Source organism: Nostoc sp. UIC 10890 (genome assembly GCF_054786515.1).
In genome coordinates this window covers 2,090,533-2,114,960 of sequence record NZ_JBSGKF010000001.1, presented here as the reverse complement: position 1 = coordinate 2,114,960, position 24,428 = coordinate 2,090,533, and the positions used below count along the sequence as shown (strand labels likewise).

The 24,428-nt window shown below is 39.9% G+C and carries 8 protein-coding genes; 7 read left to right on the top strand and 1 reads right to left on the bottom strand.

Annotated features, from left to right (window positions below):
* Window positions 1-39: 39 nt before the first annotated feature.
* From ACWATR_RS08390 to ACWATR_RS08360, 7 genes are all read left to right on the top strand, one after another.
* Window positions 40-3,255, top strand: coding sequence for an amino acid adenylation domain-containing protein (locus ACWATR_RS08390; protein ID WP_460331345.1), 3,216 nt, complete (start codon window positions 40-42; stop codon window positions 3,253-3,255).
* 38 nt (window positions 3,256-3,293) lie between these two features.
* A complete protein-coding gene (locus ACWATR_RS08385; protein ID WP_460331342.1) occupies window positions 3,294-11,066 on the top strand; it encodes an amino acid adenylation domain-containing protein in 7,773 nt (2,590 codons plus the stop codon).
* Window positions 11,063-15,316, top strand: a complete 4,254-nt coding sequence (locus ACWATR_RS08380; RefSeq protein WP_460331340.1) for a non-ribosomal peptide synthetase — start codon at window positions 11,063-11,065, stop codon at window positions 15,314-15,316. Before ACWATR_RS08385 ends, ACWATR_RS08380 begins: the two co-directional genes overlap by 4 nt.
* A 33-nt stretch (window positions 15,317-15,349) precedes the next feature.
* The gene (locus ACWATR_RS08375) at window positions 15,350-16,528 is read left to right on the top strand and encodes a 2-isopropylmalate synthase (RefSeq protein ID WP_460331337.1); all 1,179 of its coding nucleotides are present in this window, start codon (window positions 15,350-15,352) and stop codon (window positions 16,526-16,528) included.
* A gap of 151 nt (window positions 16,529-16,679) precedes the next feature.
* A complete protein-coding gene (locus ACWATR_RS08370) occupies window positions 16,680-18,470 on the top strand; it encodes an ABC transporter ATP-binding protein/permease (protein WP_460331334.1) in 1,791 nt (596 codons plus the stop codon).
* Between the two features lie 205 nt (window positions 18,471-18,675).
* The gene (locus ACWATR_RS08365; protein ID WP_460331332.1) at window positions 18,676-20,379 is read left to right on the top strand and encodes a GUN4 domain-containing protein; all 1,704 of its coding nucleotides are present in this window, start codon (window positions 18,676-18,678) and stop codon (window positions 20,377-20,379) included.
* 25 nt (window positions 20,380-20,404) lie between these two features.
* Window positions 20,405-20,839, top strand: a complete 435-nt coding sequence (locus ACWATR_RS08360; protein ID WP_460331330.1) for a hypothetical protein — start codon at window positions 20,405-20,407, stop codon at window positions 20,837-20,839.
* Window positions 20,840-21,215: 376 nt separating this feature from the next.
* On the opposite strand, the gene ACWATR_RS08355 is transcribed toward ACWATR_RS08360, so the two are convergent.
* Window positions 21,216-23,507: an amylo-alpha-1,6-glucosidase gene (locus ACWATR_RS08355; protein ID WP_460331327.1), complete on the bottom strand. Its 2,292-nt coding sequence runs from the start codon at window positions 23,505-23,507 to the stop codon at window positions 21,216-21,218.
* Window positions 23,508-24,428: the final 921 nt, after the last annotated feature.

Below are 24,428 nucleotides of genomic sequence, written 5' to 3'. Positions count from 1 at the left end.
TCCCCAATCCCCAATCCCCAATCCCCAGTCCCCAATTTCATGAACAATATCGAAGACCTTTATGAACTTTCACCCATGCAGCAAGGGATGCTGTTTCATACCCTTTATGCGCCAGAGTCGGAAGTTTATTTTGAGCAGTTGCTTTGCACCCTCTCTGGAGAATTAAATTTTCTTACCTTCCAGCAAGCTTGGCAGCTGGTTGTGGCGCGACATCCAGCTTTACGCAGTTCCTTTTATTGGGAAGAGATAGAAAAGCCTTTGCAAATGGTGAGTAAACAAGTGGATCTCCCGTTGGAAAAGCTGGACTGGCGGCATTTAACAGCGGATGAACAACAACAGCAGCTAGAGAATTTTTTGAAATGCGATCGCCAAAAAGGATTTGATCTAGCTCAAGCTCCTCTAATGCGCTTCACTATCATCCAGCTAGGAGAGCAAACTTACCAATTTATTTGGAGTCATCATCATATCCTCTTTGATGGCTGGTCGATGCAGATTGTTCTCAAAGAAGTTTTAGCTTTTTATGAGGCTAATCAGCGAGGTGAACATTTACGCCTCCAACCTGTTCGCCCATATCGAGAATATATTCAATGGTTACAGCAACAGGATATTGATCAAGCCAAGACTTTTTGGCAAAAAACTCTCCAGGGATTTGAAACTCCTACTTTTTTAATAGCTAACAGAGAAAAAGAACAAAGAATATATAATGAGCAACCGTTTCAATTATCTCAAACGGTAACTGACAAGCTACAATATGCGGCGCGACAGCACCATTTAACTTTGAATAATTTGGTGCAGGGAGCATGGGCATTACTAATTTCCCGCTACAGTGGGAAAAATGATGTGGTATTTGGTGCAACTGTATCCGGTCGTCCATCAACGCTTGTAGGAGTAGATTCGATGGTGGGGCTATTAATAAACACCCTCCCCATACGGGTACAAGTCAGTGGAAAAACAGAGTTATTACCCTGGCTAAAGCATTTACAAAGCCAGACATTTGAGCAGGAACAGTATGCTTATTATTCCCTGGCAGAAATTCAACAAATGAGTGATATTCCTCCAGGTATACCACTGTTTGAAAGCATTTTAGTATTTGAAAATTATCCGATAGATGCGGCTAAACAGGAAACCAAGAAAACTTTAGAAGTTAGTCATATTAGTTGTTTTGAACGCACGAATTATCCTCTGACTGTAGTGATTAATCCTGCTTCACAATTATCTGGCAGGGTTGTTTATGATACCAGCCGCTTTGACAAACAGGCAATTGTCCGCATAATTGAAAATTTCCAAACATTGCTCACAGGAATAGCAACTAATCTACAACAATATATTTCTCAATTATCTCTACTCAGTGCAACTGAAGAAGAACAGTTAATTCTGCTAGAAAATCAACAACCAATAAATTCTATTAATTACAAATGTATTCATATTTTGTTTGAAGAACAGGTAGAAAAAAGCCCAAACGCATTAGCAATTGTATATAAACAACAATATTTAACTTATCGGGAGTTGAATAACCGCGCCAATCAATTAGCTCATTATCTACAAGCATTGGGAGTTAAACCCGAAGTGCGGGTGGGAATTTGTGTCGAGCGATCGCTAGAAATGGTAATAGGAATACTGGCTATCCTCAAAGCCGGTGGGGCATACATTCCGCTAGATCCAGCTTATCCTCTAGAAAGACTGGCGTTCATGCTGGAAGATGTACAGACATCGATTTTATTAACGCAAACTAATTTACAAAATAGACTGTCAATCCATAATCAAACTGTGGTGAATCTTGACTCAGATTGGGAAATCATTGCCCAATACAGTGAAAACAATTTGCTCAGTGAAATTAATCCAGAAAACTTAGCTTATATCATCTATACTTCTGGTTCAACGGGAACACCAAAGGGAACGGAAGTTACCCATCGCAGCATTATTGGTTTCATGTTTGGAGTTGATTATATTCACCTTAATGCAGAACAAATCTGGCTACAACATTCATCGATTTCTTGGGATGCACTAACTTTAGAACTTTGGCCGCCCTTGCTTTACGGTGGGTGTTGTGTGCTTTACCCAGAAAGAATTCCCACACCTGAACATTTAAGCCGCGTCATCCAAGAACAAGGGGTTAACACCCTGTTTCTGACTACTGCCTTATTCAATCTCATGATTGATACAATGCCACAAGGTTTGTCAGGCGTGAAACAACTGCTATTTGGGGGAGAGTCTGTTTCTGTACCTCATGTTCTTCGCGCTTTAGAATTGTTGCCGAGAACGCAATTAATTCATGCTTATGGCCCTTCTGAATGTACAGTTTTTACTTGTTGTTACCCGATTCCCAAACAACTTGCTGAAAATGTTCATTCAATTCCCATTGGTAAACCTATCGGCGATAGGACAGTTTACATACTAGATGGGGATTTACACAGAGTTCCAATTGGCGTTCCTGGGGAACTTTATGTGGGTGGGGCAAGTGTTGCGAGAGGTTACTTAAATCAACCAATATTAACTAGTGAAAAGTTTATTTTCAATCCTTTTATTGAGGGAGATAAACTCTACAAAACCGGAGATTTAGCACGCCGTCTCCCTGATGGAAATATAGAATTTATCGGTCGAATTGATACACAAGTAAAAATCCGCGGCTTTCGGATTGAATTAGCAGAAATTGAAGCAATTTTAATTCAATATTCTGACATTCAGCAAGTTGTAGTTATGGCGCGGGAAGATGAACCTGGGAAAAAATATTTAGTGGCTTATCTAGTTACTAAGGATAATCAACCAACACCTAGCATCCTGCAAAATTTCCTCAAGAAAAAGCTGCCTGATTACATGATTCCCGCCACTTTCATATTTCTAGAAGCATTCGCCCTAACGCCTAATGGTAAAATCAATCGCCGTGCTTTGCCCGCTCCAGATATTTCCCAAAGAAATCTAGAAGTTGATTTTGTTGCTCCTCGCACGCCAACGGAACAAGAATTATCCACGATTTGGGCTGAAGTTCTCAAAGTCAAACAGGTGGGAATTCACGATAACTTTTTTGAGCTAGGGGGACATTCTTTACTTGCTACTCAAGTTGTTTCTCGTTTAAGAGAAGCCTTTTCTCTAGATTTTTCTCTCCGTTATCTGTTTGAAAATCCGACTATTGCTGAGCTTGCAAAAAAGGTGAGCGAACAACAAATTGAACAAGCAGAAAATGATGCCCTAGCAAGAATTTTGACGGAGGTGGATCAGTTGTCAGAGGCAGAAGTTACCCAACAATTAATTTTCTAGAAGTATTTTTAATTACGAATTACGAATTACGAATTATTATGAGCGATTTATTAAAACGTCTTGAAAGCCTTTCTCCAGATAAGCGAGAATTAGTTCTACAAAAACTGAAGAAGCAACAACAATCTCCACTCTTCACATCCGTATCAAGAGAACAACCCCTTCCCCTCTCCTTTGCTCAACAAAGACTGTGGTTTCTAGATCAATTAGAAGGCGAAAATTGTGTCTATAACGTCCCGTTTTTCTGGCAGATTAAGGGATTTCTGAATATAACTGCTTTAGAACAAGCTATTAGAGCAATTGTTCAACGTCATGAAGTCTTACGTACTAGCTTCTCTATTGTCGATGAGTCGCCTATACAAGTGATTCATCCTCATCTTCAATTGACAATGCAAGTGCTAGATTGGCGACAATTGACTGAAGAAAATCAGTTAAGCAGAGCCACTCAGTTAGCTACAAAAGAATTGCAACAGCCTTTTGATTTATCAAACCCACCTTTGCTGCGGGTAAAGTTGTTGCAACTGAATGACCAATCTTATCTGTTGTTGCTTGTCATCCATCATATCGTTTGTGATGGCTGGTCAATGGAAATATTTCGCCGTGAATTGTTCAGCCTTTATGCATCATTTTCCGCCGGAGAATCTTCTCCCTTAACTGAATTACCGCTACAATATGCCGATTTCGCCTACTGGCAAAGACAATGGTTACAAGGTAAAGTACTCGAAACTCAACTCAATTACTGGCAAAAACAATTAGCCGCAGTCTCGCCTCTGTTAGAATTGCCCACTGATAAATCCCGCCCATCAGTTCAAAGTTTCAGAGGGCGTAGCGAGTTTTTGGAACTCAATCAGGATTTAACACAGAAGTTAAAGCGTTTGAGTCAGGAGTCAGGAACTACTCTGTTTATGACAATGCTTGCAGCATTTACGCTGTTACTTTCACGCTACAGTGGACAGGAGGATATTGTTGTTGGTTCTGCGATCGCTAATCGCACCCATAGCTACACAGAACCATTAATCGGCTTTTTTGTCAATATCCTAGCATTACGTACCAATCTACAAGGAAATCCAACTTTCTTAGAATTACTTGAGCGAGTCAAGCAAGTAACCCTGGATGCTTACGATCATCAAGATTTACCCTTTGAGAAACTAGTTGATGAATTGGGTAAGGTGCGTAGGCGTAGCCCATCGGAGCGATCGCTTTCTCATCATCCCCTATTTCAAGTGGCTTTTAGTTTGCAGAATGAAACCCAGCAGCAACTAGAAACCAATGAATTAACCCTGAAACGTTTCCAGTGGGAAAACACCACAACTCTGTTTGATTTGTCGCTGATTTTCCGGGAAACAGCCCAAGGGTTAACAGGAGAATGGGAATATGCAACCGATTTGTTTGAGGCTAAAACCATTCAACGGATGGCGGGACATTTTGCAGTTTTACTTCAAGGAATTGTCGATAATCCTCAACAATCCATCAATACTCTACCGTTGATGACAGAGGAGGAACTTCAGCAACTCCAAAACTGGAATCAAACTCAAACTGATTATCCCCTCAATCAAACTTTGGTTGACTTGTTTGAAGCTCAAGTTGCCAAAAACCCTAATAATCTTGCTTTGGTGTTGGAATCCCAAAGCCTAACTTACCAACAACTTAATCAAAAAGCGAACCAACTAGCTCATTATCTAATTCAAAATCACCAAATTCAGCCAGACACTTTAATTAGTATCTGCGTTGAACGGTCTTTAGAAATGATTATTGGTGTACTCGGTATCCTCAAAGCAGGTGGAGCATACCTGCCGATTGACCCCAATTATCCTAAAGAACGCATTGAGTTCATGTTAGAAGATTCTGGGACATCGTTGTTGCTGACCCAAAGTTTCCTATTAGACCAATTACCTTTAGCTAAACTGCAAGACCAGATCATTTGTTTAGATCGAAAAACTTTTAATACGGCGTTAACAAATAATCCCAATCCTCAAAATAACCCTGATAATTTAGCTTATATAATTTATACCTCCGGTTCAACGGGACGACCCAAAGGAGTGATGATTGAGCATCGCGCAATTGTCAATCTAGCTTTAGCCTGGGCTGAAACTTTTCAAGTTCAAAACCATAGCCGTTGGCTTCAGTTTGGTTCTTTTAGTTTCGATTTGTCTATTGGTGAAATTGCCACTGCTTTATCCGCAGGTGCTTGTTTGTATTTAGCCAACAAGGAAACTTTGTTACCTAGTCAAGCTTTGGTGGACTTGTTGTGCGATCGCAAAATTTCCCATTTCACCTTACCTCCTTCCGTCTTATCTGTATTACCTCAAGCCTCATTACCTGATTTGCAAGCCGTGATCGTTGGTGGTGAAGCTTGTACAGCAGAGTTGGTGACACACTGGGGAAAAAAACGGCGTTTCTTCAACTGCTATGGGCCGACAGAATCGACAGTTATCGCCAGTATATTTAGTTGTGAAGCCAATGGAAAAAAACCCTCTATCGGTCAACCGTTATCTAATATCCGCATTTACATCTTAGATACTCATGATCAACCGTTACCAGTTGGTATTCCTGGAGAATTGTGTATTGCGGGAGTGGGTTTAGCACGAGGCTATCTCAACCGTCCCGATTTAACCACCGAGAAATTTATTGAAGTTGAATTATTTGGCAAAACTGAGCGAATTTACAAAACTGGTGACTTAGCAAGATGGAACTCTGATGGAAACCTTGAGTATTTAGGTCGCATTGACGAACAGATTAAATTACGGGGCTTCCGAATTGAACTTGGTGAAATTGAATCGCTATTATTGCAAAATTATTTAGTTAAAGAAGCGGTTGTTATTTTATATGAAACTGATAATAATCCCAGGTTAGTAGCTTATATCACGGCAAAGGAAAAATCCAGTAATTTAGCGAGTCAACTCAAAGACTACCTGAAGATTCGCCTACCGAATTATATGATTCCTAGCCAGATTATGGTATTGGATAAGTTGCCCCTTTCCCCTAACGGAAAACTAGATCGTAGAGCGCTACCAACACCAAATACAGCCACTTCTACGGACTTTCAAATGCCAGTCACGCCAACTGAAGAACTGTTGGCTAACTTATGGCAAAGTCTCTTAAAAGCTAAGTCTGTTGGTCGTCAAGATAACTTCTTTGAATTGGGTGGACATTCTCTATTAGCAACCCAATTAGTTACCCGCATTCGTGACACTTTTGGGGTAGAAGTACCTGTCCGCAAGGTATTTGAACAGAGTGTTTTGTCTGATTTGGCAACAGAAATTGACAAAGCATCTTTAGTAATTGCTTTACCACTTATCACACCACAACCCGAAAATGCTCCTAAAAATCTGTCATTTGCCCAATCAAGACTCTGGTTTTTAGCCCAACTTGAAAACACTGGAACCTCAGCTACCTACAATATGTCAACGGCGCTAGAACTTGAAGGCAAGTTGAATATAGAAGCGTTGCGTGCAAGTTTTGATTATCTCGTCGATCGCCATGCTATTCTACGCACTTATTTCCCCGCACTAGAAGGAGAGGCGCAAGTAGTCGTCCAAAATCTAGAGGATATAGAAGTGCTGGCGATGCCTGCGGCGGGCTGCGCCTACGCAGATTTACAGTCACTTAATCTCCAAACTCAAGCAGAAACCGTACAACGGTTATCAGATAACCACGCTCAAGAACCCTTTGACTTAAATACTGGCCCCCTATTCAAAGCGAAACTGCTGCAACTGGGTGAACAAAAAAATGTGCTGCTGATTAATATGCACCACATTATTAGTGATGGCTGGTCAATGGGAGTGTTTAAACGTGAATGGGAACAGACTTATGCTGCTTTGGCTGCGGGGAATGCTCCAAATTTGTCACCGTTGCCGATTCAATATAGTGATTATGCAGCTTGGCAGCGCAATTGGTTACAAGGGGAGATTTTAGAAAATCAGGAAAATTACTGGAAACAACAACTAGGTGATGCTCCCCGATTGCTGGATTTGCCCACTGATCATCCCCGTCCAGCGCAACAAAGTTATCAAGGTGGGCGTGAGGAATATCGTTTGAGCCATGAAGTGACTCAGAGACTTAAAGCTATTAGTCAACAACAGGGAGTTACTTTGTTTATGACCCTGTTAACGGCTTTTAGTATTTTACTATCTCGTTACAGCCGTCAAGAGGATTTATGTATTGGTAGTGCGATCGCTAATCGCACCCATAGCCACACAGAATCACTAATTGGCTTTTTTGTCAATACCTTAGTATTGCGGAGCAAAATCAAGCCAGAGCAAGTATTTAGTGAGTTACTCCAACAAACTCGCCAAACTTGCTTAGATGCTTACGCTCATCAAGATATTCCCTTTGAATATTTGGTAGAACAGTTACAACCAGAACGCAGTTTGAGCCATAACCCCTTATTCCAAGTCATGCTCGTGTTGCAAAACACCGAAGGAGCGGGGACAAAAGTTAATCTACCAGGACTTGATATTAAATGGTTGGATCAAAACTATCCCTTTGCCAAGTTTGACCTGACACTCGATCTCTGCGAAAGAGATGGTCAACTACATTGTATGTGGGAATATGCCACCGATTTATTTGAGGCAGAGACAATTGGACGCATGGCGGGACACTTTGAAGTCTTGCTCAAAGCAATTATCGAAAATCCTCAACAGCCAATCAGTAAATTGCCCTTGATGACAACAGCAGAAATCCAACAACTGCAACTTTGGAATCAAACCAACATCGATTATCCTCAAGATCAGACATTGGTAACAATGTTTGAACAACAGGCAGCACGAACACCCGATAACATTGCCGTGGTGTTTGAAGACCAAAGCCTGAGTTATGAAGAACTGAACCAGAAAGCTAATCAGTTAGCGAATTATTTGTTGGAACTGAAAACAGAGCAACAATTGCCTGATAATCCATTAATAGCGATTTGTGTGGAGCGATCGCTAGAGATGGTCATTGGCTTGTTTGGTATTCTCAAAATGGGCGGGGCTTATGTGCCAATTGACCCCAATTACCCACAAGAACGGATTCGTTTTATGCTGGAAGACTGTGGGGTAAGGGTTTTGCTAACTCATAGTCAGCTTAAAAATAGATTAGCGATTAAAGAGTGCGATGGGCAATACCAAATACTCTATTTAGATCGAGAGGGAACAGGGAAGAGGGAACAGGGAACAGAAAACCCGAAAATCCAAAATCAAGATGATTTAGCTTATGTAATTTATACATCAGGTTCTACTGGGCAACCAAAAGGTGTAGAAATACTGCACCGTGGTTTAAGTAACTATTTGCACTGGGCAAAAGACTTTTATGCAGTAGCGCAAGGGCAAGGTACGCCTGTACAGTCTTCTCTGAGCTTTGATGCAACCATTACCTCCCTTTTTCTACCTCTAATTTGTGGGCGTACCACCACCTTGGTGAGAGAAAAACAAGAAATTGAAGCTTTAGCAAACATCGTCAAACAGAACAAACATCTCTCCCTTGTCAAAATCACGCCGTCCCATCTGGAAATTTTAAATCAGCAACTCAATCCTGATGCTATGCCAAATCGAGTTAATGCCTTTATTTTAGGTGGTGAGGCATTACAGGCTAACCAGATAATACCGTGGCTGACTCATGCCCCTAATACCCGCTTGATTAACGAATATGGGCCTACAGAAGCGGTTGTGGGGTGTTGTGTCTACGAAGCAACTGGAAAAAAGGATGTAATAGGCGATTTATTAATTGGACAACCAATTGCCAATGCACGAATTTACATTTTAGACAACCAAAACCAACCCCTACCTCCAGGTATTCCTGGTGAACTTTGTATTGCGGGTGCTGGTTTAGCCCGTGGCTATCTAAACCGCGCCGAATTCACAGCAGAGAAATTTATCGAACTGGAATTATTTGGGGAAAAAGAACGAGTTTATAAAACTGGAGATTTAGCAAGATGGTTGCGAGACGGGAACTTAGAATATCTGGGGCGGATTGATAACCAAATAAAACTGCGCGGTTTTCGGGTCGAATTGGGTGAAATTGAAGCTTTATTAGCTCAACACCCCAAAATTCAGCAAGCAGTTGTGATTTTAGCAGGAGAAAGTGCGATCGCTCAACGCTTGCTAGCTTACATTGTACCCACACCAACAGATAACAACTTTGAAGATAAAAGTCTGCAAGTTGAACAGGTTGAATTATGGCAGCAAGTTTTCAATGATAGCTACTCTCAGCAACAAGCCCCAACCGAAGATCCAACTTTGAATCTAGCAGGCTGGAATGATAGCTACACAGGAAAACCAATTCCTCAAGCGGCGATGCAAGAATGGCGAGATACAACAGTTGCTCAAATTCTGGAACTCAAAGCACAACAAATTTGGGAAATTGGTTGCGGAACAGGGCTGCTATTATTTAGAATTGCACCTCATTGTCAACAATACTTGGGTACGGATCTTTCACCTGAAGCATTGCACTATATTGAACGACATCTCAAACAGCAATCTCTCGAAGACAAAGTTAGCTTAAAAGCTAGTGCTGCGAATCAGTTTGACGGCATTGAAACAAATGCTTATGACTTGGTAATCATGAATTCAGTTATCCAGTATTTTCCCTCCTTGGATTACTTTTTATCAGTATTGGAAGGGGCTATCAATGCTGTGACAAATCAAGGATCGATCTTTATTGGAGATGTGCGAAATCTGCATCTCTTGAAAGCTTTCCACACCGCAGTCGAGTTTCATCGCGCCCCCGATGAGTTATCAATTAAGGACTTACACCAACAGATTCAAAAAAGCATTGAAACTGAAAGTGAATTACTTATTGATCCTGATTTATTTATCGCCTTAAAACAAAGATTTCCGCGAATTAGCCATCTGCAAATTCAATTGCAACGGGGTTATGCCCAAACGGAAATGAGCCGTTTTCGTTATGACGTTATTTTACATTTGGATCGAGTAGATATTCCTGTTGCATCACCTCAATGGTTAGATTGGCAAGCTGAAGAACTGAATTTGGAAACAATTGAGAAAATTTTAACGACTCAGCAACCTGATTTGTTAGGTATCAAGAATATTCCTAATGCTCGTCTCACCTCAGAAATGACTCTGTTAGAAGAAATTGCTCAATTAGATGGTACTGTTGCAGATTTAAAAGCGGCAATTGCTCAAGCGAAACCGGGTATAGAACCCGAAGCATTCCGAACTTTAGCGGGAAATTTGCCCTATACACCTTTTATCCAAAAAAGCCCCACAAATTGTTCTGATTACAATGTTATTTTTCAACAAAATCTTTCCGAACAAGTGACATTACCACGATTTAGTCAAGGGGAAAATTCGCAACTGAAACCTTGGCAAGATTATGCAAACCAACCATTACAATATCGTACCAATCAAGTCGATCCAACCTTATTAGCTGAATGGCGGGATTTTCTGGGAAAAACGCTCCCTGATTATATGATTCCTAGCCATTTCACTGTTTTAGAGCAACTACCACTAACACCAAATGGAAAAGTAGACCGTAAAGCTTTACCTGTAGCAAATGCAACCGTTGCATCAAAAGATATTGAATTGCCTGTAAACTCGACAGAGAAATTGCTTGTCGAATTGTGGGCGAAGCTGCTTAAATGTGAAGCCATCTCCCGCTATGATAACTTCTTCAATTTAGGTGGACATTCTTTATTAGCCACCCAATTAATTGCCCGCATCCGTGATAAATTCAAAGTCGATTTACCTCTACGTAAAATATTTGAGTTTCCCACCCTCACTGAATTAGCGAGTTATCTTGATACCTGCATTTGGGTTAATTCCTTCACCACAGATATGCAAATTTTAAACTCAGACGAAGAGGAAATTGAACTATGAACATGACACAAAATCAGCAAGTAGTTTCTTTAATGCTTCGTTTGCAGAACATGGGATGCAAAATTTGGGCTGATAACGATAAGTTACGAATTCGTACTAGTAAAAACGCTTTAAATTCTGAACTCAAGCAGGAAATCCAAGCCAACAAAGCAGATATATTAGCATTCTTAAATTCTGTCAAAACCACAACTGTGATGACAGAAGAAATTCCGACCTTGCCAGATGATGCCCCCAAGTGCCTTTCCTTTGCTCAACAACGCCTCTGGCTGTTAGCACAACTTCAAGGCCCATCAGCCAGTTACAATATGCCGATCGCTTTGCAACTGGATGGAAACCTTAATATTGATGCTTTGCGCTCTAGTTTGGCTTATCTGCTTAATCGGCATGACAGTCTGAGGATGTATTTTCCCACAATGGCAGGACATCCTCAGGTTGCGATGCCTGCGGCGGTAAACTACGCAAATTTAGACGACATCGAAGTTTTAAGGGAATGGGGACTGGGGACTGGGGACTGGGGAAGAGTTTTACCAATAACGATTTCTGACTCCCCCAATATCCAGCGTTTGATTGATGCTCATGCTCAAGAACCGTTTGACTTAAATACTGGGCCTTTGTTTAAAGCGAATCTGCTGCAACTCAAAGAGCAGAAATACGTGCTACTCATTAATATGCACCACATTATCAGTGATGGCTGGTCAATGGGGGTGTTTGTCCGTGAGTTACGACAAGTTTATACCGCCTTTGTCCAAGATCAAACCCCAAACCTTGCACCATTGCCCATTCAATACAGCGACTACGCAAACTGGCAACGAAATTGGTTACAAGGGGAAGTATTGGAAACCCAGATCAACTACTGGAAAAATCAACTCAAGGATGCTCCCCCATTATTGGAGTTACCTACCGATTATCCCCGTCCAGCATTGCAAAGTTACCGAGGCGATCGCGATCGCTATTCCCTATCGCCTGACTTAACTCTTGCCATCAAAACTTTCAGTCACCAGCAAGGTGCAAGTTTGTTTATGACTTTGTTGGCGGCTTTCAGTATTCTGCTTTCTCGTTACAGTCGTCAAGAAGACTTATGTATTGGTTCTCCTATTGCTAACCGCACCCATAGCCAAACAGAAGGATTAATCGGTTTTTTTGTCAATACCTTGATACTACGTAATCAAATCAAGCCTGAGCAAAGTTTTATCGAGTTTCTGCAACAAACTTGCCAAACTTGTTTAGATGCATACTCCCATCAAGACATTCCCTTTGAGTATCTGGTAGAACAGTTGCAACCAGAACGCAGTATGAGCCATAACCCCTTATTCCAGGTCATGTTAGCACTGGAAAATAATGAAAGTCCCGACCTAAGTTTGCCAGGAATAGAGATTGAATGGCTCCCATTAACCTATCCCTTTGCTAAATTTGACTTAGTACTTCTGGTCATAGAATCTGATAAGCAGTTAGATTTAATTTGGGAATACGCCACCGATCTCTTTGAGAAAAGTACTATACAAAAGATGGCGGAACAGTTTGAAGTTCTACTTCAGGGAATTGTTGATAACTCTCAAAAACCTATTAATACGCTCTCTTTGATGACAGCGCCCGAAATTCTAAAACTACAACGCTGGAATCAAACTCAAACTGATTATCCCCACGAGAAAACTCTAGTTGACTTATTTGAACAACAAGTTGAAAAAAATCCTCATAATATCGCTTTAGTCTTTGAATATCAACAATTAACTTATCAGCAACTCAATCAAAAAGTAAACCAACTAGCTCATTATCTAATTGAAAATCACCAAATTCAGCCAGACACTTTAATTGCTATCTGTGTTGAACGGTCTTTGGAAATGATTATTGGTTTACTCGCTATCCTGAAAGCGGGTGCAGCATACCTGCCGATTGATCCAAATTATCCTAAAGAACGGATTGAATTCGTGTTAGAGGATTCTGGAACATCGGTATTACTAACCCAAAGTTTCCTTTTAGACCAATTACCTCTAGCTAAACTGAAATACCAGATAATTTGTTTAGATCGAGTAACTTTTAGTTTGGCATTAATAGATAATCCTAATCCTCAAAGTACTCCTGATAATTTAGCTTATGTAATTTATACTTCTGGTTCGACGGGGCAACCCAAAGGGGTGATGATTGAGCATGGAGGACTGGTGAATTTAACTTTGGCGATCGACAAAGTTTTGCAAATTAAACCTCAAAGCCGATTGCTTCAGTTTGCTTCTTTCAGCTTTGATGCCTCAATTTGGGAAATTGCTACTGCGATCGCCGCAGGGGCTTGTTTGTATCTGGCAAAGCAAGAAACCTTATTACCTAGTCAAGACTTAGTGAACTTCTTAGAAGAACACAAAATTTCCCATATTACTTTACCGCCTTCAGTCTTATCCTTATTACCGCAAGCCGCTTTACCCGATTGCCAAACCATAGTTGTTGCTGGTGAAACTTGCCCAACAGAATTAGTGGCAAAATGGGCAATAGGACGAAGTTTCTACAATGGCTACGGGCCAACAGAATCTACAATTTGTGCTAGTATCGCACTCTGTCATCCTAATGGTAAAAAACCACCTATTGGTCAACCAATATCTAATATCCGCATCTATATATTAGATGCTCACAATCAACCATTACCCCCTGGCATCCCTGGAGAATTGTGTATTACGGGAGTGGGTTTGGCACGAGGATATCTCAAACGTCCTGATTTAACCGCCGAGAAATTTATCAAAGTTGAGTTATTCGGTAAAATTGAGCGAATTTACAAAACTGGCGACTTAGCAAGATGGGGGTTTGATGGAAATCTTGAGTATTTAGGTCGCATTGATGAACAGATTAAATTACGGGGTTTTCGGATTGAACTCGGTGAAATTGAATCGATTTTGTTGCAACATCCATCAGTTAAAGAAGCAATTGTTACCTTATATAAAACTGAAATTAACCAAAGTTTAATTGCTTATGTAACAGGAATCAATAATGATTTGTCTACCCAATTAAAAAATAGTCTTAAATCCCGGCTACCCGATTATATGATACCTGCTCAGATCATCGTATTGGATGAGTTGCCTTTAACTCCCAATGGTAAAGTTGACCGGAAATCTTTACCTGCTCCAAATGGTGTAAATGAGGACTTATATGAACCTCCACGGAACGAAATTGAAAAACAATTGGTGCAAATTTGGTCTGCTGTACTCGAACATCAAGACATTGGGATTCATGATAATTTTTTCGACTTGGGTGGTCATTCTTTATTAGCAATTAAATTGCTAAATAATATTCAAGAAGTATTTGAGCAACAACTTTCTTTAAGTAGTTTATTTCAAAATCCTACTATTGCTCAACTAGCAGAACAACTTTGTAATACTGAGGTTCAACAGTCAAATCCCGATTTACTGTCACTCCAACATCAAGGACATGCAACACCTCTATTTTTTCTTCCTGGCGCAAACGGACACGGCTTTTATTTTCGAGATTTGGCAATCAATTTAGGAACTGAGCGGCCAATATATGGACTCGAAACTCCAGGACGAGACGGCTCTAGTGTACTCCCTGAATCAGTAGCAACTCATGCAAGTCAACTGATTAATCTATTACGTCAAAAGCAAGCTAAAAGTCCATACATATTAGCAGGATACTCTTCAGGTTGTGCTGTTGCTTTTGAAATGGCTTCCCAACTCGAACAGCAAGGTGAAACGGTGAGTTTACTAGCTATCTTGGACGCTGGAATCGTTTCTAAACCTGAGTATTTTACTGATAGAGCAGAGATTGATTGGATCTGGCAATTGATTCGACGAATTGAAGTCTTAAAGGGAGTTTATTTAGGACTGCAATATGACGATTTAGCTGCTCAACCCAATGACCAAACCAGGTGGGAACTGGCAGCAGAACATTTGTACCGAAATAATATTTTACCCGAACACTCCACCCTTTCTTTACTTAAAACCAATATGAAAGTGATGAAATTGCTAACGCTCAACTATGCGAATTATCAGCCTACTAATCCAATTTCTGCTCCCATTGTTTTATTCCGCGCTCAAGAAGTTAAGGAGATTATTTTACAAGAACTACAAGCCTTTTCTGATTACCATCTACCCGATTGGGGATGGCAAACCTATACTCAAAAGCCTGTCAAGGTAATCTCTGTACCTGGAAACCACGGTCAAATGCTTTATGAACCCCATGTCAAACTATTAGCCACACAATTAGCCTTGATGGCAAATGGAGCAGAGCAGAGTATTCTGAATTCTGAATTCTGACTCCTTATTTAACATAATTTTGCAAGAGGTCTAATGAAAACACTTCCTATCAAAATTTACGATGAAACCCTGCGGGATGGAGAACAACAAGCAGGCATTTTTTTTTCTTCCCCAACTAAACAAAAACTCGCCCATTTAATTGCTCAAACCGGAGTCGATGGACTCGATGTTATGCCCTGTGTATGTGAGCAAGAATCTGAACTGACTAAAACATTAGTATCAGAGGGATTAGATAGATTAATTACTGCCGCTACCTTAATGGACAAGAAATATATTGATCAAGCAAAAGACTGTGGTGTTAAGCGCATTATCCTTTTTCATGGTCTTTCTGATCGACTCTTGTTTCTACGAGATCCTCAGATCCGTCTGATGAAAGAGTTTAAAGGAAAAACTATTGATGATGATGTTCCCGTTAACGTTATCAATAGAATTCGCCAAAATGCTATTGATGTAATTGTCGAAAATTTGCACTATGCTACTACGGTTGCTGGACTTACCGTAGACTTCGCCGCCGAGGATGCCTCAAGAACCGATTTTGACTTTTTAGTGCAATGTATCCGCTCTTTTGGCCCTTATATTGAACACTTTTTGCTTTGTGATACAGTCGGAGTCCTCAGTCCAGAAAAGAGCTATGTCTGGATTAACGACCTGCTCCAACGTACAACTGCGGTTGCTTTTGGGGTACATTACCACAATGATATGGGCTTGGCTCTCGAAAATACTCTCCAATCCGTCATAGCTGGAGCGACTTTAGTATCGGGTACTTTTTGCGGGATTGGGGAACGAGCCGGAAATGTTGCCATTGAGCAGGTTTTAAATGGGTTGCGAGTCCGCTTCGGCATTGAAGTAAAGGGGATTAATTATGATGCTATCGACGCGGTGACCGATTACATCGAGCAATTGGGAGTTCGTCCAGCGCCACCTTACTCTCAAACCGCTCAACGCCACGAATCAGGTATCCATGTCAATTCTTTGTTTTGCGACCCTCAAAGCTATACTGCTTTGCCTTATAACACTATAGAGGTTCTCTTCGGCAAATGGAGTGGAGTCAGTAATTTTCAATATCTATTTGAAAAGCAACTGCAAAATCCTCAATCAATGAAGCAATATGAAAAAATGCGCTCAGTGATTAAATCTCTTTCTGTGGAGCAAGAACGCTATTTTACGGCCAAAGAGATATTGGAACTATGGCAAAATGGAGTCTTTAAATAATCCATATTGTCATGTATTAGCTAAGTAAAAAAGATTAATTCAATATTTCTTTGCCTATTAAATTTTTACTTTTGCCTTGTTCAGTCAATATAGTAAAATACCAAAGTTATTCAGTCAGCCTCAAGAGCCTCAACTGATTTTTACAACATACATGCAATCCAAAACTGTTATTAATAAACCCATAATGAATCCTCCTTCAGCTTTTACTCAATTTTGGGAGGATGTGAAAGCGATCGCAGGGCCTTACTGGTATCCCACCGAGGCATGGGGAAGGGCATTTTCAGACGTGATTCGTGCATGGGTTATGCTCTTTGTTCTGATATTATTAATCATCGCGCTCGTGGCTGTAACTGCCTTTAATAGCTTCGTTAGTCGCTATTTAGTCGATGCGATCGTTGAAGAGAAAGATTTTAGTAAATTTGTTGATATGTTATTGGTTTATGGCGCTGCCCTAATCTGTGTAACACTCTTAGTAGGAATTTCTAAATTTGTCAGAAAACAAATTGCTCTTGATTGGTACGAATGGCTAAATAACCAGATTTTATCAAAATATTTTAGCAATCGTGCTTATTATAAAATTAACTTTAAATCTGATATTGATAACCCAGATCAACGACTAGCACAAGAAATCGAACCCATTCCCAGAAGCGCTCTCAGTTTTTCAGCTACTTTATTAGAAAAAGTGCTGGAAATGATCACTTTTTTAATAATTGTCTGGTCAATTTCTCAATTTGTGGCAATTTGTTTGGTTGCTTATACGATTGTAGGTAATGTAATTGCTGTTTACTTAACTCAAGAATTGAATAAGATTAGTCAAGAGGAACTCGAATTTAAAGCTGACTACAATTATGCACTGACTCATGTTCGTAATCATGCTGAATCAATAGCTTTTTTTCGGGGAGAAAACCAAGAGAAAAATATAATTAAGCGAAGATTTAGTAATATTGTCAAAAGTACGAAACGCAAAATTAATTGGGAGAGAAATAAAGATATTTTTAGCAGAGGATATCAGGCTGTTATCCAAATATTTCCATTTATAGTGCTCGGCCCTTTACAGATTAGAGATGAGATTGATTTTGGACAAGTTGGCCAAGCCAGTTTAGCTTGTAATCTGTTTGCTATTGCTCTAGCAGAATTAATCAATGAATTTGGAACTTCTGGAAGATTTTCGAGTTACGTTGAGCGTTTAGCTGAGTTTTCAGATGCGTTAGAATTTGTTACCAAAGAACCAGAGAATGTAAGTACTATTAAAACAATAGAAGAAAACCATCTCGCTTTTGAAAATGTCACTTTACAAACGCCAAACTATGAGCAGGTGATTGTCGAAGACTTATCACTTTCTGTGAAAGCAGGTGAAGGTTTATTGATTGTTGGGCCTAGTGGTCGAGGTAAAAGTTCTCTGTTGCGAGCGATCGCTGGTTTGTGGAATGCTGGCACTGGCCGTCTGGTAAGACCTTCCCTAGAAGAAGTATTGTTTTTGCCCCAGCGTCCTTATATAATTTTGGGAACTTTGCGCGAACAGTTAGTATATCCTAATACAAATCGTCAAATGAGCGACGCAGAACTCAAAGAAGTTTTACAACAAGTCAACCTGCAAAACTTGTTGAGTCGAGTGGATAGCTTTGATACTGAAGTTCCTTGGGAGAATATATTATCGCTGGGAGAACAACAACGCCTTGCATTTGCACGATTGCTAGTTACTCATCCTAGATTCACTATATTAGATGAAGCAACGAGTGCTTTAGATTTGAATAATGAAGAGAGCTTGTATCAAAAGTTACAAGAGACAAAAACAACATTTATCAGTGTTGGACATCGAGAAAGTTTGTTTAATTATCATCAATGGGTTTTGGAACTATCACAAGATTCGAGTTGGCAACTTGTGAGTGTACAGGATTATCGACTGCAAAAAGCAAAACAAATTGTCATTAATTCCCTCTGAAAAAGCCTACGGTGTATACACAAGTCAAAAAAGGGGGATTTTTCAAAACTGGGGTGCTTAAGGAGAGGTTTGAAAACACACCCTAAATTTGGAAAGTCCATTGCTACTAAGGATGGCTTTCTTTACCTACCGCTATGACAAACACCCGGAGGTTTTGAAATGGCTAAGAGATTAACAAATATTCATACTTTTGCAAATCAAGGTTATGTTAACTAAACAGCAAAGACAACTAATTACTTACGAAGCTATTTCAATTTATGAACGAAGCTATCAATTGCCAGTTCTCAAGAATAACGGTGTAAAAACAGTTCAGAAAAAAATTAGAGAACGTCAAAGATTAATTAAAGAAGGTGTACGATATCATCATCAGTTTGGTGGGATAATTAAACGAAAAGAAGAAATTAGCCAGGGAGAAATTTTTGATGAAATCCAATTATTTATTAAGGACTACAGTCATATTATTGATTTTCTAGAAACTTATCAGGATAGTTATCATAATTTTTTACTAACTCTTACAGACGATTTAAAAACATTATTCAAACAAAAGTATTTGGAAATAAAAAGTTTAGAAGATGAAAGAAGAAAATTAGAGCTAAAAAATGAGAACAACCCGAAAATACTTGATGGCTTAAGATGGGAGAAGCAAGAGAACTTTAAAGCAGTTTTACTTTTGAGTAATGCTTATTTTTTAATGTTAGAAAAAATTCGATTGCTTGGTGAAGGAATTAAAAACCTTGCAGAAGATACTAAAAATCAAAAAGAGATTGTTCGGCAAATAGTTAAAGATTTGGAAATACATCAAGAAATTTACGAATATCAAAGAAAAGCCTATAAGGTTCGTCAAGATATAGCAAAAATTGCCCATACTGCAATTAATTTTGAAAATTCTTTACAAGATTACTTTAGTCCCTTTCAATCTTTAATAGATGAAATCGTAAAAGTAGATGAATATTTCTATACAACTGTCGGAGATATTAAAAATTTAGGTGATAGTATTTTAAAGAATCAATCCAATTTATTTAACCTTGAAGAAAACGAGGCAATTTCTGAAACTTTTCTCGATTTTATGGTGACGAGTTATGATAAAAAAACCAGATTAAAAGATGCTTTTATTCAATCTCAATTACTAGATTGGCAAATCCATAATTTTGATTTGAGCGAAAATGGCGTCTTTTTAGACAAGGGTATTGATTTAATATCTAACTATATATCCAAGCAACTCACAGATCAAAGATCAGAAGTAACTTTTGTCTCTACAGCATCTCTACCTACTGTTAAAGAAACAGGATTGATGGGACTGACTAATAACAATGTTAGGTTGACAAAAGAATTTTCCAGCAATAAAGATATTGATTATACCCAATTGCAGGATCTCCTCGCGCAGCATAAGTGGAAAGAAGCTGACATTGAAACCACTAAGCTAATGCTAAAAGTCATGAATAAGAATTATTGGAATGAAGTTTATAAGGAAGATATTGATAACTTTTCTTGTCAAGAACTCCACACCATTGATCAACTTTGGGAACAATATAGTTATGGTTATTTCGGCTTCGGTATTCAGCAAACTATCTGGAGCGAAATGGGTGGTCAAGTAGACTATGAAACAGAAAAGAGACTTGGCGATCGCCTTGGTTGGCGAAAAGAGGGAAACTGGCTAGACTATGAGCAATTAACTTTTAAATTGTCTCCGATGACACCAATGGGACACTTACCAGCCAAATGGTTACACTATGACCAAGAGAGCTTTGACTTATCCTCAAAATCATCTACAGAACACCTTTCAATGGTAGCTTGGCGGGTAAAATCTTGGTTAGTTTGGCAGATGCACTTATTCTTTTCTCGTGCAAAAAGTTGTAGCGAAACTTTGCCATGTGTTAATCACACATTTGTTAATAATAGGAAAAACTAGAGCTAAAGCTAATTTGAGGATAAACATGAGTAATAGTAAGCATTCTGATGTAGAAATAGAAATTTTGCTTTTGGGAAAATGGCGTTTTGATACGTATTCAGAAAAAATAACTATTGAATTTAAAGATGATATGACTTATGAGCAAAACAGGGTTCAAATGCTTCTTTTCTCTAAACCTAAAGAACTGATAACAGGTAATAAATTTACTGGTGTATGGTACGTAACTAAAAAAAAATTGCATTTAAATGTTAAAACTATGCCCAAATCATTTTTTAATTTAAAGATACCACTAGCTTTTAAGATTTCTCTTGCAGATATGATAGCTACTTTAGGTTCTGTGTTTATGCCAGAAAGTTATGAAGTTATTAGAATTAATAGTTCTAAATTTTTGATCAAGGATAAAGAGCAATCAATTATTGGGACAAAGATAAATAATACTAGTAAGTGGCAGAGTTTCTAAAATCACTCTGCTATTACTGCATAGCTTTGACCACACAATGAAGCTGACTTTTCACGGCATCTGAAAAACCTCTCTCTAAATCTCTCTCCTAAAAGGAGAGAGACTTTGAATTTTCCCCCTTCCCGCGACGTGTTGGGGGTTAAGGGGTTAGGTTTTTGGTGGACTTTTCCACATAACGTGAAAAGTCAGCACAATGAAGAGGGGAGGGGAGCATCTCAGTTTTGCAAATATACCTGGCGATTAGAAATTGCTGGCTACACAAACTTTCGTCCGCCTGCACGGACTTAAGAAATTGGAAACCCGCGTAGGCGGGTTTTGTCTGTGTAGCCGCGAATTCCATTCGCTAGGCTTTTTACTCCTACTCCCTACTGCCTTTCTAAGCTTCGATAACTACCCGCAAGTTGCCCCGTTTTTTCGCAACGCGACAAGCAGTCGTAGTTCCAGAACGCTCGAATTCCAAATCGAGGATGGTGGGGCCGACTCGCAAATTATGAAATGACAGACGATTAATCGATTCTGGCAAAGCAGGGTCGATTATTCGCAAGCAGTTATTTTGAGCATCAGGCACCAAGTTGACCATCATTTGTAGGAGTTGGAAGATACTACCCGTCGCCCAAGCTTGGGGAGTGCAGGCAACTGGATACTGCACAGGAGCATTATCACCATTCCGTTCGTAGCCGCAGAAAAGTTCTGGAGGACGTTGATAGGGTTGCTGCTCAGTCATATCGAATAAACCTTGGAAAAGTTCCAGAGCTTGATCGATCAGACCGAGCGATCGCAATCCCATTGCAATCAGAGCGTTATCATGGGGCCAAACCGAACCAATGTGATAACCCATCGGATTATAAGCGGGTGACAAACTACTCAGAGTCCGAATGCCCCAACCATTAAACATATCTGGTGCCCGCAACCGTTCTGCTACACTATGAGCTTTTTCGTCTGTGAAGAGTCCCAAATGCAGACAATGCCCAGGATTTGAGGTAATACTGTCTACTGGCTTGCCGTCTCCATCCAAAGCCAAGGCGCAGAAATCCTGGTCTTCCACCCAAAAATCTCGATTAAAACGAACCTTAAGATTTCTGGCCTCTTCTTGCCAACGATCTGCCAAATCAAGCCGCTTTTTCATCCTAGCTATTTCTGCTAGGCGCATTTTTGCAGCATAAACATAAGCTTGCACCTCACAAAGGGCAATTGGCCCGTTGGCTAATTCTCCCTTGTGGTTTACGATACAGTCGCCAGAGTCTTTCCAACCTTGGTTAGCAAGACCGCGTTTAGATGTACGGAAGTAACTGAGGTAGCTGGTTTGTTTGGTGTTGCGATCGATCCACTCCATTGCTGCTAGAGCATTGGGCCAAAGTTGCTCTAGGAGTTCTTGATCGTGAGTCCAAGCATAATGTTCGGCATAGAGCAGCAGCCACAGAGGAGTGGCATCAACTGTACCGTAGTAAGGTGTATGGGGAATTTCTTGACAACGAGCCATTTCTCCTAAACGTAACTCGTGCAAAATCTTACCCGGTTCTTCTTCGCGCCATTCGTCGTCAATTTTACCTTGGTATGTCGCAAGTAATATTAGGGTTTCCTTGGCGATTTGCGAGTTTAACATCAGGGTTTGAGAAGCTGTAATCAGCGAATCTCGCCCAAATAATGTCGAAAACCAAGGTACTCCGGCGGAAACAGTCTTATGCTTCCCAAAAGATTGGCGCAACAAATACATATCTTGTTCAGCCCGCTCAATCACTCGATTGAAGGTACTCTTATCTGAGCTAATGCGGGTAATTTGTTGTACCCAGTGTTGCTCCTCCATCCACTCAGCAGCTTTCGCTTGTCCTAAGGTAGTGGCGGCGCTCACGGTTGAACTGGACTGGTTGTTTCTCAACATATTCACTCGGTAGCCCAGCTTTTGAGTTTCGTGAGAAGCTAACTCTAGCTGCCAAACCGCAGTGTACCCTTTGAAATAGTCTGGTTGCCGATGCTGGAATAGAATTCGGGATTCCATCACCGAGCCATCCAAACCTTGATAGGCGAGTGTCAAGGATTCTTCTTTAGGGGCGGATGGCTCTTTGTGTACAGGCGCAACGCTATCGACCTGAGAAAATGTTCCTTCTTCAGCCGTCGGTTCCACTAGACGTAAAAGCCGACCTCGTTTTTCTCTGTCATAGCCCCGGACTTCAAATAAATCAACAAAATCCGCATCAAAGCTGATACTTAGTTCAAAATTGACAGTGGTTGTGCTGTAGTTAGATACTTCTATTTCTTCAAATAGCGCTCCATTCAGAACTATTTCTCGGCGAATTCCGATAGTCTCGGCTTTCAGGCGTTCATCGATTCTGGGGTTAGTACACAAAATTGAGAGTGAAAACCCTTTTTCAGCAGTACTACTGAGGAGTACAGGCGATCGCCCTTCAATTTGCAGTTCCAAGCGATTGAGAAATCTCGTATCACAACAAAACAGTCCCATGCTGGGATTGCCATCGTTGAGGGAACAGCCAGAAATATTCCCAATAGTATCTGTCACAAAAAATAAATCATCATCTTTAACCGTCAGTGTCGGTTGTGGTCTTTCACTCACAACACAAGGCCACTCAGGGATAGGTAATTGTTCGGCAGGAATAAAAGTTTTTCCATCCAGGAAAATTTTTTCCGGGGTCATTAATGTATCCGGTGTCATGAGCCAAAGTTCCGTGTACAGGTATATATTTTTGTGATCTTTTGAGTAGAGGTCTTTTACGCAAGAGGCAGCGGGGAAAGAAAAAATACCCTTTTGCTTTGGGACAGAGCAACTAGATTTATTCAGGTTGAAAAAAGAAAGATTTGGGTCAAGACACGCAGTCTAAACAAAAAACAGCATCTCGTAGAGAGACAAAAGGTGCAAAGTCAGGTCAATTATCTTACCCCTACTTTTAAGTATGGGATTTTCCCCTGCCCCCCATCTCTCTCCTTCTTGTTGATCCTCACAACTTCCGAAAAAAGAGGCTGTCTAAAACTCGTTTGAGCCATTGGAGCCAAAATAATCCTTACACACTGCTAAGAAAATAGCAGCGCTCAAATCTATATAAACAAATATTGATAATTTTATATTCTATAAGGCTCAAGTTAAGACTGAAAACTGAGGGTTTTGAGATAATTCATTAGTCGTTGAACTTTCAGAGACACAGGATATATAGTATACTCAGAAAAAATGCGTACATTCACAGTTTTTGTTGGTATACAGAGCATTTGTTCCATACTATTATACAATTTTGTTTTAAATATCTTTGGTATTTGATCAGACTAAATTATGATAATTAATTAATTTATTAAATTTAATCACTAATCATGGGCTAAATTATGTGAATGTCAATGATCAGTGGTGATTAATAAACACAGTAGTTAAAAGCATACAATAATTAGTGTTTTAGTACTTAACTCCTGAAAGATTTTACCTGTGCAAGTAAATGGCAAAGTTGGGCGAGAATGTATATTGGGCTTATTAGGTTGTCAATCAACAAATCAAGTTCCACGCACTCCTCCTAGTGGTCTGCCAACCCAAAAATGCCGGGTAAAGATTGGTTAAAGTTTAAAGGGGAAAGGGCAAGGGATAAAATACCTT